General features: G+C 43.0%; 17 protein-coding genes. 10 read left to right on the top strand and 7 right to left on the bottom strand.

Annotation, left to right across the window (positions count from 1 at the left end; all coding sequences use genetic code 11):
• Positions 1–146: 146 nt before the first annotated feature.
• On the top strand, positions 147–1,496 hold the full coding sequence (locus MWM02_RS07185; protein ID WP_081260244.1) for an arsenic transporter: 1,350 nt from the start codon (positions 147–149) through the stop codon (positions 1,494–1,496).
• Positions 1,497–1,579: 83 nt separating this feature from the next.
• On the opposite strand, the gene MWM02_RS07190 is transcribed toward MWM02_RS07185, so the two are convergent.
• From MWM02_RS07190 to MWM02_RS07210, 5 genes are all read right to left on the bottom strand, one after another.
• The gene (locus MWM02_RS07190; RefSeq protein ID WP_064551384.1) at positions 1,580–2,257 is read right to left on the bottom strand and encodes a hypothetical protein; all 678 of its coding nucleotides are present in this window, start codon (positions 2,255–2,257) and stop codon (positions 1,580–1,582) included.
• A gap of 271 nt (positions 2,258–2,528) precedes the next feature.
• Positions 2,529–3,749, bottom strand: coding sequence for a splicing factor U2AF large subunit (locus MWM02_RS07195; protein ID WP_244403309.1), 1,221 nt, complete (start codon positions 3,747–3,749; stop codon positions 2,529–2,531).
• 118 nt (positions 3,750–3,867) lie between these two features.
• On the bottom strand, positions 3,868–4,956 hold the full coding sequence (locus MWM02_RS07200; RefSeq protein WP_244403310.1) for a CotH kinase family protein: 1,089 nt from the start codon (positions 4,954–4,956) through the stop codon (positions 3,868–3,870).
• A gap of 288 nt (positions 4,957–5,244) precedes the next feature.
• A complete protein-coding gene (locus MWM02_RS07205) occupies positions 5,245–5,802 on the bottom strand; it encodes a hypothetical protein (RefSeq protein ID WP_244403311.1) in 558 nt (185 codons plus the stop codon).
• A gap of 3 nt (positions 5,803–5,805) precedes the next feature.
• Positions 5,806–5,973 carry a hypothetical protein gene (locus MWM02_RS07210; protein WP_244403312.1) on the bottom strand — a complete coding sequence of 56 codons (168 nt, stop codon included), beginning with the start codon at positions 5,971–5,973 and terminating at the stop codon, positions 5,806–5,808.
• 279 nt (positions 5,974–6,252) lie between these two features.
• Between MWM02_RS07210 and bioF the strand changes: the two genes are divergently transcribed.
• The 3 genes from bioF to MWM02_RS07225 all read left to right on the top strand — a co-directional run bounded on the left by bioF (position 6,253) and on the right by MWM02_RS07225 (position 8,998).
• Positions 6,253–7,425 carry an 8-amino-7-oxononanoate synthase gene (gene bioF, locus MWM02_RS07215; protein WP_244403313.1) on the top strand — a complete coding sequence of 391 codons (1,173 nt, stop codon included), beginning with the start codon at positions 6,253–6,255 and terminating at the stop codon, positions 7,423–7,425.
• Between the two features lie 230 nt (positions 7,426–7,655).
• Positions 7,656–8,579, top strand: a complete 924-nt coding sequence (gene glsA, locus MWM02_RS07220) for a glutaminase A (RefSeq protein ID WP_244403314.1) — start codon at positions 7,656–7,658, stop codon at positions 8,577–8,579.
• 20 nt (positions 8,580–8,599) lie between these two features.
• Entirely contained in the window at positions 8,600–8,998 is a 399-nt protein-coding gene (locus tag MWM02_RS07225) for a cytosolic protein (protein WP_244403315.1), read from the top strand.
• A 339-nt stretch (positions 8,999–9,337) separates the two neighbouring features.
• Here the strand turns inward: MWM02_RS07225 and MWM02_RS07230 are convergent, their stop codons facing one another.
• Together MWM02_RS07230 and MWM02_RS07235 are read right to left on the bottom strand one after the other, a co-directional pair.
• Complete coding sequence (locus MWM02_RS07230; RefSeq protein ID WP_244403316.1) at positions 9,338–9,715, bottom strand: zinc-binding metallopeptidase family protein; 378 nt, start codon at positions 9,713–9,715, stop codon at positions 9,338–9,340.
• A 77-nt stretch (positions 9,716–9,792) separates the two neighbouring features.
• Positions 9,793–10,227 carry a hypothetical protein gene (locus tag MWM02_RS07235; protein WP_244403317.1) on the bottom strand — a complete coding sequence of 145 codons (435 nt, stop codon included), beginning with the start codon at positions 10,225–10,227 and terminating at the stop codon, positions 9,793–9,795.
• Positions 10,228–10,310: 83 nt separating this feature from the next.
• Between MWM02_RS07235 and MWM02_RS07240 the strand changes: the two genes are divergently transcribed.
• The 6 genes from MWM02_RS07240 to MWM02_RS07265 all read left to right on the top strand — a co-directional run bounded on the left by MWM02_RS07240 (position 10,311) and on the right by MWM02_RS07265 (position 15,276).
• Positions 10,311–10,499, top strand: coding sequence for a DUF4275 family protein (locus MWM02_RS07240; protein ID WP_232509549.1), 189 nt, complete (start codon positions 10,311–10,313; stop codon positions 10,497–10,499).
• A 12-nt stretch (positions 10,500–10,511) separates the two neighbouring features.
• Entirely contained in the window at positions 10,512–10,724 is a 213-nt protein-coding gene (locus MWM02_RS07245; protein ID WP_256462207.1) for a DUF4275 family protein, read from the top strand.
• Between the two features lie 178 nt (positions 10,725–10,902).
• Positions 10,903–11,157, top strand: a complete 255-nt coding sequence (locus MWM02_RS07250) for a nucleotidyltransferase domain-containing protein (RefSeq protein ID WP_244403319.1) — start codon at positions 10,903–10,905, stop codon at positions 11,155–11,157.
• Between the two features lie 20 nt (positions 11,158–11,177).
• On the top strand, positions 11,178–12,032 hold the full coding sequence (locus MWM02_RS07255; RefSeq protein WP_244403320.1) for a Cof-type HAD-IIB family hydrolase: 855 nt from the start codon (positions 11,178–11,180) through the stop codon (positions 12,030–12,032).
• 708 nt (positions 12,033–12,740) lie between these two features.
• Positions 12,741–14,093 (top strand): hypothetical protein, encoded by a 1,353-nt coding sequence (locus MWM02_RS07260; RefSeq protein WP_244403321.1) that lies wholly within the window; start codon positions 12,741–12,743, stop codon positions 14,091–14,093.
• 343 nt (positions 14,094–14,436) lie between these two features.
• A complete protein-coding gene (locus MWM02_RS07265) occupies positions 14,437–15,276 on the top strand; it encodes a citryl-CoA lyase (RefSeq protein WP_244403322.1) in 840 nt (279 codons plus the stop codon).
• The last annotated feature ends 1 nt before the right edge of the window (position 15,277 follow it).

Genomic DNA, 15,277 nt, shown 5'->3' on the forward strand with positions numbered 1-15,277 from the left:
AAAAGGCGAACGATTAGCAGGATATGTGCATATCCGTGTGATATCGCGCTTCGAATGAGCCAAGCTCTGCCGTTTCTCGCTTTAATCGGGTTTTGGCCAAGCGCTTGGTTGCATTATGATTATTAAACAAAAGGGGTTTTTCAGCAATGGATCATATAATGACATGGCTCACCGCGTTTGCTTTTTTCTTTACATTACTGTTGATATATTGGCGACCGAAAGGATTGAACGAAGCGATTCCAGCTACCATTGGAGCTATGATCGTCATATTTTGCGGAACGGTGAGCATGGAAAATTTGCTTGATATTAGTTCAAAAGTGAGCGGTGCAGCGTTGACGATTATTTCTACCCTTATTATGGCGTTAGTACTGGAAAGCGTTGGCGTGTTTCACTGGGTAGCTACTTACATTTCCGAAAAAGCGAAAGGGTCTGGAATACGCCTTTTTTGTTATACCAACTTGCTTTGTTTTTTCATGACCATCTTTTTTAACAATGACGGAAGCATTATTATCACCACTCCGATTTTGTTATTAATCGTAAATTGTTTTCAGCTGAAAAGACATCAGAAGCTGCCATATTTAATCAGCGGCGCGTTAATTGCAACAGCGTCCAGCGCCCCGATCGGTGTAAGCAATATCGTCAATTTAATCGCTTTAAAAATCATCAATATGGATTTGTATATGCATACAGCGATGATGTTTATCCCTTCCATGATCGGGTTGCTTTTTTTGTTCGGGATGCTGCTTGCCGTTTTCTACAAAGATATTCCGAAAATGTTGCCTCCAGCCGCCATTTCCGTACATTATAACCGCTTTTCCCATCATTTAAAAACTACTTCTGATTGGAAGCCAAACAAAATCAACGCTCGGCAAATCAAATGGATTCTCGTTTTTGTGTTCCTCGTAAGAATGAGCATATTTATCGCTTCTTATTTAGGAATCCCGGAAGTAACAGTAGCGATTGCAGGCTCGGTCATTTTGCTCGGATGGAGATGGTATTACGCCAAAACGAAACCATACGATGTGCTGCTGAAAGCTCCTTGGCATATTCTCGTTTTTGCTACTGGTATGTATGTGGTTATCTATGGGCTAAACAATATCGGTTTCTCCGATTATCTCATTCGCCAGCTATCTCCTTATATTGGCGAAGATCTATTTCCATCGATTTTTGTCATGGGATCAGCCGTATCGATATTATCCAATGTGTTCAATAACCATCCTGCCTTAATGATTGGAACGATGGCGCTTACAAATCTCAATGTCGAGCCGATTATGTTAAAAGCGGCTTATCTGGCTAGCATCATTGGAAGCGATATCGGTTCTTTGTTGTTGCCGATCGGAACATTAGCGACGTTGTTATGGATGCACCTCCTTAAGAGACATCATGAGAAGATTTCATGGACGGATTATATGAAAATAACATTTGTGGTGATTCCGCCGACTGTCTTTGTTACCTTATTTGTTCTCTACTGTTGGATGATGTTGTTTTTTATTTAGGGAATGTCCATGATGTTTAAAAATCACTTCCCTCCTGTTCATGAGCTTTTAGCGTTACAGTGAGGGAAGTTTATTTGGAAAGGTTAAGGAAGATGAATCGTTTTTACGTGCATTAGTTTCCAAAATACGGATTCTCCACTGGCTGTTACAAGTTCAATGATGTTGTTTTGTACCTGCTTAAGCAATCCGACTTTCATTGGATGATCACCTAAATCAAAGACGGTTAACCTTCCCTCTAATCTTTTCAACTGTTCTTCTAACGTTCTTTGTAGAGGAATGTCCGTCGGTTTCACCGGCAACACTTCATTGCCTAACGTGTATGGAGTAATGTTTGTTTGATAGGGGGTCAGCCATTTCAAATGGTTTAGAGAAATAAACATCGTCTTATACACTGGTGAGTAGAAAGCGAAGTAGTCGTTTAAAATGGCCGTAATATAGCCATGAATCGATTTATTTCCTGTCACATAAATTTCGACAAACCGACCTTTCGCGTTGATTAATGTTTTCCGATAGGAAATCATGTCATCTTCATCATATAAAGGCAATTCAGTGGTTACATTCGATAATTCCGTACGCGGGTTGGCGCATAACTTGATGTTGTGAATGTGCAAATGAGGAATATATAAATATTCTTTTCCGTTATAAATCACAAGAATATCCAATCCCACGTCAACAAGTATTCCTTCCAACAACACTTTTCCGGAAACCTCTAATTCTACTTGCTTTCCGATCAAAGAATTTAAAGAATGCAAGTTATTCATTTTCTCCCTCCTTCTAGCAGAATAGAAACAAGTAGATGCACAATTATGTTGCGTTTGTGCATCTACTGCATTTCAACACCGGGGAATGGCTGGCAATTGACATAATGACGGTAATATTTAGATTAGATATGAAGAAAGGGGGACATTAGCTATTTTCAGATTTCTTGCTAATACTTAAGAAGCTATTTCAAAAGGGGCTGATGGTGCACAATGGTGATTTTTTATCATGAAAATTGTCAGTTTTAAAAGCAGGGAAACATGGAGTTCTTTACTACCTTGGATCCCAAACGTAATCAATTGTTTTCACGGTTCTTTCCTGTGAATAGCTTCTTCGATGCGAACGATGGCTTCTGCCGGAAGTTCTATGGCGCGAGCGATGGTCTCTGCCGGAGGTTCTATGGCGCGAACGATGGCTTCTGCCGGAAGTTCTATGGCGCGAGCGATGGTCTCTGCCGGAGGTTCTATGGCGCGAGCGGTGGCTTCTACCGGAAGTTCTATGGCGCGAGCGATGGTCTCTGCCGGAGGTTCTATGGCGCGAGCGGTGGCTTCTGCCGGAAGTTCTGTGACGTGAACGATAGTCTCTATCAGAGGCTCTATCATCTTCATATGTCATGTCTTCATCTTCGTCGCCCTCGTTCTCAGCAGTTTCATTATTATTTTGTTGTTGTTTGAGAGAGCCTTTTGAACCAATGCTAATGCTTTTAATGTGATAAGGGTAAACCCGAATGACTTCATTATTGTTCACTAACGTATAATGTTCCCCTTCTTCTTGCACAAGAACCCCTTCTAACGCTTCGGGGCCGCCGCGGTTAATCGAGATCCATTTATAAGCAAAATAATCGAATAAATCATAGAAATTTTTTGCGTCGATGTTGTCGAAATAATTGTAATCGATAAAGAAATCGTTCTCGGCGTCACTCTCGGAGTTGTTTTGCTCACTTACGCTTTTAACGTGGATGGTATTATAAAATACAATGCCATCGTCTTCTGTTAAAAGAATCATATAATCATCAGCGACATTAAGCACTATTCCCGTTTTAAACTCCGGGCCGCCTTGGTTCACATTGATCACGCTGCCAACCATTTTTTTTAATAATTCTGTGAAATCATTAGCTAACAATAATTCTGGATAGTCATCAAAAACGGTTGGCGATTCCATTGTGTTAGCGTTTAAATTTTCGCTAATGCTTTGGACCTGCCTTAAGTTAGATTCCACCGAATTGGCTTTTGAATTTTCGCTGATGCTTTGCACATGTCTTAAGTTATAATAAACAATCGAGTTGTTGGTTGCTGAATGATTGTTTGTTGAGTTGTTTGTTGCGCTGTTATCGGAGTTCTCTGGCATTAGCGCAACATAATCGGATTGCACATCTAAAAGCCTGCCTACGCGAGACTCTGGTCCACCTCTATATACTGTTACTCTTTTGCCTTTTAATGTTTCTAGATAGGCATTTGATTCTACTGAGTTACTATCCATTTGTTTTCTTATCATCCATTTGTTCCTCCTTGTTATTGATCTATTAGGGTTATTTATAATGCATATATACGTATCCTATGAATAAAAGTTATCCATCAATGGCCTAACCTTCAAAAATTCAACTTCAGCCTACTTATAATAGAGAAGACAAATTTTGCTTTAAGTAGGCGTTTCGTTTTTCGATAAACGCGCATATCCATTCAGGTTCTTCATCAAACTGCTGTATGCGGTCTTTGATGTACGGATCGTTGAAGACATGCGGCCGCAATTCGGCATAAAGCTTTTCTACTTTTGGCTTCATAAATTCGACCGTGAATTGATGATCCAGCGTCTGTTTCATGATGTGGTAATACATGTTGCGAAAGTGATCGATATCTAGCAACCGAGCGGTTAACGTATTAAATCCCTCGATTCGTACGTAATCGTAGCTCATTTCTTTTCCGTTAATATCTCTTCCCCAAGTGGCGTCAAAATCCCATGGAATGATCTCAAATAAACCTGAATCTGGATTGCGATATAGCGCGTAATTATGAACAAATCCGTCGAAATTTTGCGTGCAAACTACTCCCGCGAGCCAACGCAAGTATTTGTTTACGTCCAAAATCTGTGACATGACAGATTCGTACTCATGCTTCAGCGTTGTATTTAATTTGTAGATGAATTCCTCAAGATATCGATGATCCTCTTGGGTTCCCAGTTTTCTTTCATATCCCGCATCTAAAGCGGTTTTTGGTTTTTGGTCAAATGATCCAATTAGCGAAAAATTAGCGTCATCATCGATTGCATAAAAAATAGGGCCTAACGGTAAATTCCGTTTTTTCAAGAAAAACTCATCGACTGATTCTAATTGAAGGTAAATTCCCTCATGCTTTCCATTGATCGATAAAAGAACGTGCTGAGAGGAAGGAGAAAGCACACCAAGATCTGTGAAAAAGTCGAGGGAAAGTTTATTTCTTATGAGAGAAGGATCTTTATATTCCGCGTTCAAGTGAAGTTCATGAGCTCTGCGAAAGAAATAAGGTTTATAAAATGAGATAAAATAAGATTTTTTCTTAAATTTTCGGATGTGTGAACCGCGATAGCTTATATCGATGTGAAATCTTTTGTGTTGAAGATTAAGCGTGGCAGGAACAGGTTCATCGTTCCAAATGTCGCGGCGCAGCTCCCGTAAATCATTTGGGTGAATATAAATCGCGAACAAAGGCAAATGACTCGTTGACATCTATCATCTCTTCCTTTCTGGTCATGTTCAATAAATCCTATGTGGATGGTAAAGCTCTTGTTACTCTAGGCATTTATGTATTTTTACAAAACACAGACAAGTGTCTAAATCAAAATAAAGTCATACAACGTACATTATTATCAGGCAAAGATAGAAGAACACTAACTCCCCATTTTCTATCTTTCCAATAATGAACATATATTGGGAGGTTCAAAAATGAAAGCATTTACTCATGATGACATTCAAAACGCTGTAATTGAAATGGAAAGGGAGGGGCTAAAAGACTTTTTATATCAAGAACCGACAGGACGCAAAAGCCGGAGCCGGAAGCATCGTTCGCGCCGTTCGCACCGCAAGAGCCGCACAGGTCGGACACATCGTTCGCACCGTAAGAGCCGCACGGGTCGGACACACCGTTCGTGCCGTACGCACCGTTCGCACCGCAAGAGCCGCACAGGTCGGACACATCGTTCGCACCGCAAGAGCCGCACGGGTCGGACACACCGTTCGTGCCGTACGCACCGTTCGCACCGTAAGAGCCGTACCGGCCGGACAAAACGTTCGTGCCGTACGCACCGTTCGCACCGCAAGAGCCGCACGGGTCGGACAAAACGTTCGTGCCGTACGCACCGTTCGCACCGCAAGAGCCGTACCGGTCGGACAAAACGTTCGTGCCGTACGCACCGTTCGCACCGCAAGAGCCGTACCGGCCGGACAAAACGTTCGTGCCGTACGCACCGTTCGCACCGTAAGAGCCGTACCGGTCGGACAAAACGTTCGTGCCGTACGCACCGTTCGCACCGCAAGAGCCGTACCGGCCGGACAAAACGTTCGTGCCGTACGCACCGTTCACACCGCAAGAGCCGCACGGGTCGGACACACCGTTCGTGCCGTACGCACCGTTCGCACCGTAAGAGCCGTACCGGCCGGACAAAACGTTCGTGCCGTACGCACCGTTCGCACCGCAAGAGCCGCACGGGTCGGACAAAACGTTCGTGCCGTACGCACCGTTCGCACCGCAAAAGCCGTTCCCATCAAAAAAAAAGATATTGGGACAACGGCAATATGACAATGTTATGGATGGCCTAACTCTCCTCTTTTAAAATCCATACGACATGAGGCGATGGTGAAAACTCTCGCCTTATGTCGTTTTTCTATTTTAATGAAACATTGTTCTAAATAAACAAAAAATATCATACATTCCCAATTAATCAAGAAGAAATTGTGCGTATTGGCATTCTATTGTTATAATGTAAACAAAAATTTTTTTATAAGTTAACAATTGGGGGGATGAGGATGAAAAGACATATTCAATCCGTGCTTTGTCAATTAGAACAAAAGATGCAAAAGCGCAGCTTAAAAGATGTATCGTTTTGTAACAGTTCATGGATCGTGATGAATGGACGGAAGCTGTTGAATTTAGCGTCAAACGATTATTTAGGATTAGCGGGCGACGAACGATTAATCGAAGCAGGTTGCCAGGCAATGCGTACATACGGAGCCGGCGCCACCGCTTCCCGCCTCATCGTCGGCAATTACGAACTTTACGCGAAAGCCGAAGCGGCGTTAAAAAATTGGAAAAAGAAAGAAGCAGCGCTCATTTTCAATAGCGGGTATACGGCTAATCTTGGAATCATTGCGTCGCTTATCGGTCGCGGCGATATTGTATTTAGCGACTGGCTCAACCACGCGAGCATTATTGATGGCATCAGGCTAAGCGGGGCCGAACGGCATCGCTATTATCATAACGACCTCGATCATTTAGAATCATTGTTAAGGCAAGCCTCCCCGCATAAACGAAAGTTGATCGTCACCGATTCGATTTTTAGCATGGATGGAGATATGGCGCCGTTAGAAGGATTAGTGACGTTAAAGAAACGTTATAACGCCATCTTAATGGTGGATGAAGCGCATAGCAGCGGCCTTTATGGGGAAAGAGGCGAAGGGCTAGTCCATCACTGTCGCTTGCAAGATGAAGTGGACGTTCAAATGGGCACCTTCAGCAAAGCGTTAGGCAGCTTCGGCGCTTATGTGGTCGGCGAACAGTGGCTGATAGACTACTTGATAAACACGATGCGCAGCTTTATCTTTACTACCGCGTTACCGCCGGCCGTCCTTGGCACAATAGAAAAAGCGATTGAGATTGTCCAAAAAGAACAAGCAAAAAGACAAACGTTGCAAGCTCATAGCCATTATTTCCGCGATGAGCTGCAAAAGTTAGGATTTAACATCGGAAAAAGCGTGACACACATCGTTCCGATCATCATCGGCTCGAACGAGCAAACGGTGCAAATGAGCGAGCTGCTTCAAGAATACGGAATCGCCGCGGTAGCGATCCGGCCGCCAACCGTTCCCGAGGGCACCTCACGCATTCGCTTTTCGCTTACTGCCGCTTTGACGAAGGAAGAGATCGAGTGGGCGCTGGAGCGGATCGCGAGAGCGGGGAGGGAAATGGGATTGATAGCTTAACGTGATATGCTGGTTTTGCCCGATATAGTTAGATTATAGTTCCATTGGCTTTTCTTATTTTACGTGAATAAAACAACGGCGAGTGTGAAGATGCTTTCTATCAATGATGTAATTAATGGAAATAGAGATGTATTCCCATTCTAAGCGAAAAACCGCTGAATGTACAAAATTCAGCGGTTTTTTACATATTCATCATCTAGTTGGCCATACTAACAATAAGGTGGTGACGGATGTACACGAAATTAGAATTAGAACAATTTGTAAAACAAGCAAAACAATATGCGCGCTACGGCAAAGTCGCCGATTACATTCCCGCTCTTGGCAAGGCGAATCCAAACGATTTGTCGATTGCCATTTACACACCAGACGGCAGCGTCATCGATGCGGGAGACACAACCGACAAAGTGACGCTGCAAAGCATTTCGAAAATTATCGCGCTCGCGCTTGTTCTAACTGACCATGGGGAAAAAAAAGTGTTCCAAAAGGTTGGCATGGAGCCGACGGGAGATCCGTTTCACTCGATTGCGAAACTGGAAGAAGTACAACCAGCCAAACCGCTTAATCCAATGATTAATGCCGGAGCGTTAGCGGTCACGCACATGATTAACGGCGCTTCGGTCGAGGAGCGGTTTTGGCGCCTTTTGCAGTTTGTCCGAAAACTGGCGGGGAACCCGGAAATTTCGTATTCCAAGGAAGTCGCAAAATCGGAATTTGAAACAGCGTTTTTAAATCGTTCCTTATGTTATTTTTTGAAGCAGCATGGTATTATCAATGAAGATGTCGAAGAGCTGATGGACCTTTACACGAAACAATGCGCGATCGAAATGACGTGTGTCGATTTGGCGAGAATCGGCCTTGTGTTCGCGATGGATGGACGCGATCCGCTCGCTGGCGAACAGATTATGCCACCTGATGTCGCCCGCATTTGCAAAACGTTCATGGTCACATGCGGCATGTACAACGCGTCGGGCGAATTTGCGATCAAAATTGGCATTCCGGCGAAAAGCGGTGTCTCCGGCGGCATCCTCGCCTCTGTCCCGGGCCGGTTTGGCATCGGCATATTCGGTCCTGCGTTGGATGATAAAGGCAACAGCATCACCGGCATGAAGTTGTTAGAGTTGCTGTCCCAAACCTATTCTTTAAGCATTTTTTAAAACTGAGGAGGAAACATAGAATGAAATCATTTACCGTGCAATTTCACCGCGAAGACGAAATGGACACGATGACGATCCAAAAATTAAACGGACAAGATTTCGAAAAAGTGACAGAAGGCGGGACAAGGCATTTATTCGATTTAGATACAAACATCGGCTTTTTCGTCTTTTTTGATGCCGAAGACGCAAACGGAAAACCATCGTATCTTGTCTTGCAATATGAAGAAGACAACGAAGACCCAAGCGCGTGCTATTCGTTTGAGTTGAAAGATTTTTACGAATTCGCCGCTCTCTACTTAAATGACTTGGAATTCGGCGAAGAAGAAAGTATAGGGGAGGAAGAGGAATACGGCCCGATTCACCATTTAGCGCATCTTCTTTATCATATTGTGGAAGAAGGAAACGCAGTCGAAGTGTGACGAAACGGTCCCGGATCATGCGTGATCCGGGATGGATATTGCTTTATCTAATATTTTCCGTTTCTGTCTGTCACTATAGCATCTGAAGAAACGGATTTAAAAAAAGAATTTTGTAAAGAAGAAAATTTCCCAGAGGTTCGAGTTCGTGCAGAGTTTTGTCCGCCGGTTTCATATCAGGATCAAATTCTGCTTTCTTTCCATGGTATTAATTTGGAGACGATCCGCAAAGAGCGGCAAAAACATGGATAAATTCCAAAATACATTAAAAGTAGAGTGGGTTGTTTTGTTCCACTCTACTTTCTATATTTTCACTTAACCCTTACATGTTGTGACGAGTTTTCAAACACCGTTTTCAAGCAGAAGTACAGTTTCCAGCATTGCTTTGCAATCGAGCGTTTCGAGTTCGGTATATTCATGTTCGTAGCCGCCGGATAAGTTGACAGATGGAATCCCGAATTCGGCGAAGGTTTTGGCGTCGCTGAGACCGCCCACGGTGATTTTCCAGTCGGGAATATTGGCGAGCGCTCCGGCTGTTTCGAAAATGCGGCCGTATTCATCAGGGGAAAACGGCACGATGCCAGCGTAAGAAGTGACGATGTCGCCCGTTCCGCGGCGGTCCGCGACAATCGCGGCGTTGACGTCTTGCAAAAACGCCGGGTCGATATGGCACGAGCCGAGGCAGCCGATTTCTTCCTCGACGGTCAAAGCGATTTTCAATGTTCCTTAGAAGCGGGAATAATGAATGAAATCAATTATTTCCAAAATGACAGCGATTCCCGCCCGGTCGTCGGCGCCTAAGATGCCGCTGGAACTTTTTTGTTCCTTTTTCGGTCATCGTTCGGTAAGGATGAAAGGAATTTTACGGTATCCATATGGGCGGAAAATGCGATAACTGCTCCTTCTCCGCAATGGATCGCCGCGAGCAAGTTGCCATATTCATCCGTTTTGAGCCAAGCAGCACGTGATCGCAATAGCGGTGCAGCCATTGGCGAGTGACGCGTTTCCTCCCGCTTTTGCCTTGGATGTAAAGAAAAGGCATAAGCTGTGTACACTTTGAGCGTTTCTGGATTTCTCCATGCGTTATATAGCTGTTCGGCGATGGTGAGAAGATCGGCGCTTTGTCCTTTCTTATAGGAAAATGTCACCTTTCTTTTTTCTAGCTTTGCATGTACACTTTTCGGTGTGCAGGCGCGAATAATCGAAGCTTGTGTCGCGGACAAGTCGTTCAAAAAATCAATACTAGCTGGCTGGCGCCTTTCTTGCGTTGAGCGCGTTAAAGTAAAGCAAATGGAAAAGATGGAAACAAGACCATATGATGAAAAAACGGTCGATCGCTATCGCCAAGCGATTTTTCTTCATCGCATTGAAGATTTTCACCGCGAGTTTTATCGTATTCATTACGCTGGAAAACGACGAATTTATAACGGAGGAAATTAGTTACGAAAAACTGCCTTGTTTTGAAGGAAAAACAGCGATGCGGGCGTTTCATGAGGAGAACTGATTCGTTTGTTATTTGTTTTATCAAGAGAGGGAAGAAGCATATATGCTTATCAACGCCGAAAATTTGCGGATGGAAGATTTGCGGCGCGAGCATGATGTGTGTGTCGTCGACCCGAAATTTACGTGGACGTATGTACAGACTCATGAAGAGTATTTATCGCAAAAAGTGAATTTGTGTGGAAAGAAGCTCCGTTGTGTTCATCGTTTCTTTTGCTTATGTATTTAACAATTATATGAGTAAATGGTAGAATGAAAAATGCGACTGTTTATGTCTATGATGGGGATGATGAACCCCAAGATAGTAGCATATATGTTGAGGGAATCGAAAAGCTGCTTGAAAATATAAAAAAATAAGTGATTGATCGCGATGCATTGGAATTCATGAAGATGTATATCGAGGATTATTGGACTACTTTCAACGCGAACGTGCCATTCGGAAAGTGATTTTATTTGGTTCAAAGCCCAAACGTACGGCGCGCTATAATTCGGATATTGATTTGTGTATTGATTATGAAGGAGAACAAAAAGGAAAAATTGTTCAAGATATTGATGACATTGTTGGAATTTATTCTTATGATGTGCTGTTTGCCGATTCATTAAATGGAGAAATAAAACAGCAAATTGACCGTGATAGAGTAGTGATTTACAAACGCGCATAATAAGAAAGAGGGATGCAACAGTGTTAATCGCATTAGATATGGACGGGACGCTTCTCAATTCAAATGGACGGGTGAGCGAAAGAAATAAAGCGGCCATTGCAAAAGCGCGAAAGCATGGCCATATCGTGGCGATCGTAACAGGAAGGGCATATAAAGACGCGCGCGCGCCGCTTCAAGAAGCAGATATCGTTTGTCCGATTATGAGTTTAAACGGCGCGGTGATGACATTAGAAGATGGAAGGGTGCTTGGCGATGTGCCGCTTGACAAGGAAACGTTAATTTCGGCGCTTGAATGGGTGCGCGCGCAGCCCGATTTATATTGCGAAATTTATACGAGCGATGCCGTCTACGTCGGCCTTCATAACCGCGCCCACCTCGAAGAGATGGCGGAAAAGGCAAGCGATATCGTTCCTGAGTTAAAGCGCATCGTCGAAAAGCAATTCCAGCAAGCGCGCGTGACGTATGTCGATGATATCCGCCTCGTCTGGGAAAAACGAGGCATTGCGTTTTATAAAGTGCTCGTTTTCTCTCTTAATCAAGCGCGCTTACGGGAAGCGGCGGAACAATTTGCCGGTATTTCCGGCATCACCGTGACGTCGTCGCATCCGAACAACATTGAGATCAACCATGAACGGGCGACGAAAGGACAGGCGCTCATAAAACTGGCCGCCCATTACGGCATCGACATGAAAGATACGGTTGTTTTCGGCGACAGCCATAATGATTTATCAATGTTCGCCGTTGCCGGCTACCGCGTGGCGATGGGGAACGCCGCTCCCGAATTAAAAGAAGTCAGTGACATGGTCACCGCCTCTCATGAGGAAGACGGCGTAGCAGTCGCATTGGAAGAGCTGATCGTCAAGCAGAACCAGTAACGGTGGAAATCACGCCCTTCCTCCACTCCACTGTCGATGCTTGGTCTGGGGGAGGTATACATAAGGCTTTTGCTTTCATACACTAAAGTAAGATGTTAATATATCAACAGTTTGGACGTTTGACTTTTTTGTTCAAACCGTCTAGTTTGCATAATGACAATTTGCTTCAAAACCTTCACTTCAAACGAAGTTAAGTGGTGGGTAGTTTAAGAGGGTGCTGGCACAGGAAACTTCGCATAGTTCATAGAATTTTATAGGTGATGAATAAAGTTCGAACCGATCCATTTTTTGGTCGGTCCAAAAGGATAATCAAATCTTTTCTCTGTAAGTAAGATCCTCAAATGCTCTCTTTTTGCATTTGAGGATTTTTTATTGGGGTCGATTTTATCGTAATCGAACGAGAAGCCCCCCGCTTTCGCTAGAGGGGAGTGGGGGAGAAGGTTTTGTTGGCTTGCAAACGGCCACACCATTGCGAGTGTATGAACTGATGCTGGAAGCTTACTGCAACAAAGGGATAATGGAGGAACAACTTGATTATCTTCCATGGGAAAACGTTATATATTGTGTGCACGGTCCAACAGTTTCTTTACAAACGAGGTCGACTATATTTTTCATTATAGATCAGCTGGAAGGATTTTCAGTTTTCCTCATTTTGTTGTACTATCTATTTATGAAAATATGAAAAAGAATAGAAAGTGGGGGATTTCGTTGCGAGTTTTCATTTATACGTCTGTTGTTATGTTGTATGTCGTGTCGCAGTTTGTGTCTGGAAGTGTGATTCGTTATAGTATAGGGATAATGGCAATGGCTGCGCTCATTGTTTCGGCTTTCTATGCAAGAGGAGTGTATTCTATTTCAGGAGCTGTGTTTTTCGGGATTGGAACCATATTATTTTTTTATAATGATTATCCTTGGCATACGTTTATTTTGCATTTTGAACAAGTGCTCGGGCTGCTTTCTCTCTTTTTTGTGCTCCCGTTTATGAATTCTCTCATTCGCGTCGGGCGTTATGATCAAAATCTTAGTTTATGGTTGCAGCGTGGAGCAACGAATGCGAGTGCGTTATATCGGCGCAGCTTCAGTGTTTGCCACTTATTGGGGCTGTTTCTCAATATCGCGACAGTACCGCTATTGGTCAAATCGCTTCGCGTTGCATTACGGGAATTTCAGAAACAGATAGCTGATAAGTTTTATACGCAAAATTTATTGCGGGCATATGCGTTATGTTTGACATGGAGCCCAATGGAAGTGATGATCAGCACAACGATTGACATCACACATGTACGCTATTATATGATTTTGCCGATTTTACTTTTCATGGCGATAGTAATGGCTGGTGTCGATTGGATTTTTTCGTCTTATAAATACCGTTATCTCCCTGTAACATCGAGTGGTCCACATGTTGAATATCCCAAACAAGTGTATCAAAAAGTGATTCAATTGTTAGCAATGTTAGTGATTTTTATTTTCATCGTTTCATTGTTGCAGCATGTACTTCATAAAGGCTTTTTATTCTCCGTCGTGATTTCGCTCGTTCCTGTTTCGATATTATGGGCAATGCTCATGAGAAAAACAAAACGGTATATCGTTATTGCAGTGCAGCATTGGAAAGAGCGGACGAAAGGGCTTGCCAATTACTTTTTTATGTTTTTGAGCGCTGGTCTCTGTGTGGAAATGTTATCCCACTCCCGATTGCGGGATGCGTTGGAGGCAGTGTTTCAAATTGAAACCGAACAAACAATATGGCTGTATATCATGATAGGAGCCTATTTTCTTGTGACGTCTTTTTTCGGTTTTCATCCTTTAGTGGCATTGACGCTACTTGCTTCATTATTGCGGCCGATGTTGCCGATGATCCCAGCAATTCCCTTGTCGATCGTGTTAATATGCTGCAGCTTAGCGACGGTGATGTATAGCCCATATAATTTATCGGTGTCGATTTTAGCGGAAGAATTAAAAGCCAATCCATACCGTATTGGAATATGGAACATTTGGTTTGCAATCAGTTACATGGCGATCAGTATTTTCATCGCATTTATGATAGAGAAAATTTTGTATTGACAACGTTTACAAAAGAAAATATAATGTGCGTAGAACGATTGAATCTTGTGATAAATTTAATTATTTTGATAATTGCATATTAGATCGATCTAACACATTTATAATATTTTAGCTTAAGTGATGATTGGTATAGATATGAAAGGAGGAGAAAAGATAAGCAGCGGATCGTAAGAAGAAAATAGTTAGATCGATCTAATAAATCTGGATTTATTAGATCGATCTAACAAAATATAGAAATGAAAAATAATCACATCAATGTTTTGATGACATTGTATATTAGATCGATCTAATAAAAATAATGTAACAAATTACACAGATGTTTACCCCCAAGGAGAGAAAAGCGATGAAACAAAGAAGCGCATTGGATATGTATTCTGATGGGGCAGCATGGTGGGAGACAGCCATCAGTGATATTAAAAAAAACGAAATCATTATTAGAGGGTATCCAATTGAAGAACTGATCGGGAATGTATCATATACTCAAATGTTGTATCTGTTGTTATGTGGAGAGGTTCTGAGCGAAAAAAAAGCGAAGCTATGGGAAAGCGTTCTTGTCGCCGGAGCCGATCATGGTCCGCGCGCTCCTTCGATTGCGGCGGCGCGAATGGCAGCTACTTGCGGGATATCTTTTAATTCGTGCGTCGCAACAGGAATTAACGTGCTTGGCGATGTGCACGGGGGTGCGGTGGAAAAGGCGATGCATTTGTTTTACTCGACTGGCTCGCTCCTTGATGCACATCCAGAAAAAGGTCTTTCTTCCATTGTTGCCGAACAGTTTGAACGTTTTAAAAACAGAGGAGAAAAACTGCCGGGGTTTGGTCATCAATTGCATGATGATGATCCTCGGGTTCGTCGGCTTTATGAGTTAGCCCAATCCTTAATCGATGAAGGAGAAATAGAAGGAAAATATTTAAAAATTGCTGAGGAATATCGTCTGCATCTAGAACAATCGAAAAAGAAAAAAATTACCATGAATATTGATGGTGTTGCCGCTGCGATTCAATGTGAGTTATCGATTCCTGCGGAGGCAGCGAAAGGAATTTTTGCACTTTCACGAGGAATGGGAATTGTTGCTCATGCCTTCGAAGAGTTACAAAATGGTGCATTGATTAAAGGACCATGCCCGAATCGCGATGATTTAGTTCGCTATTCAGGACCAGCAAAACGTCATTTTAAAAAGTAGG

Source organism: Parageobacillus sp. KH3-4 (assembly GCF_022846435.1).
In the GTDB taxonomy this organism is placed as follows: Bacteria; Bacillota; Bacilli; order Bacillales; family Anoxybacillaceae; genus Parageobacillus; species Parageobacillus thermoglucosidasius_A.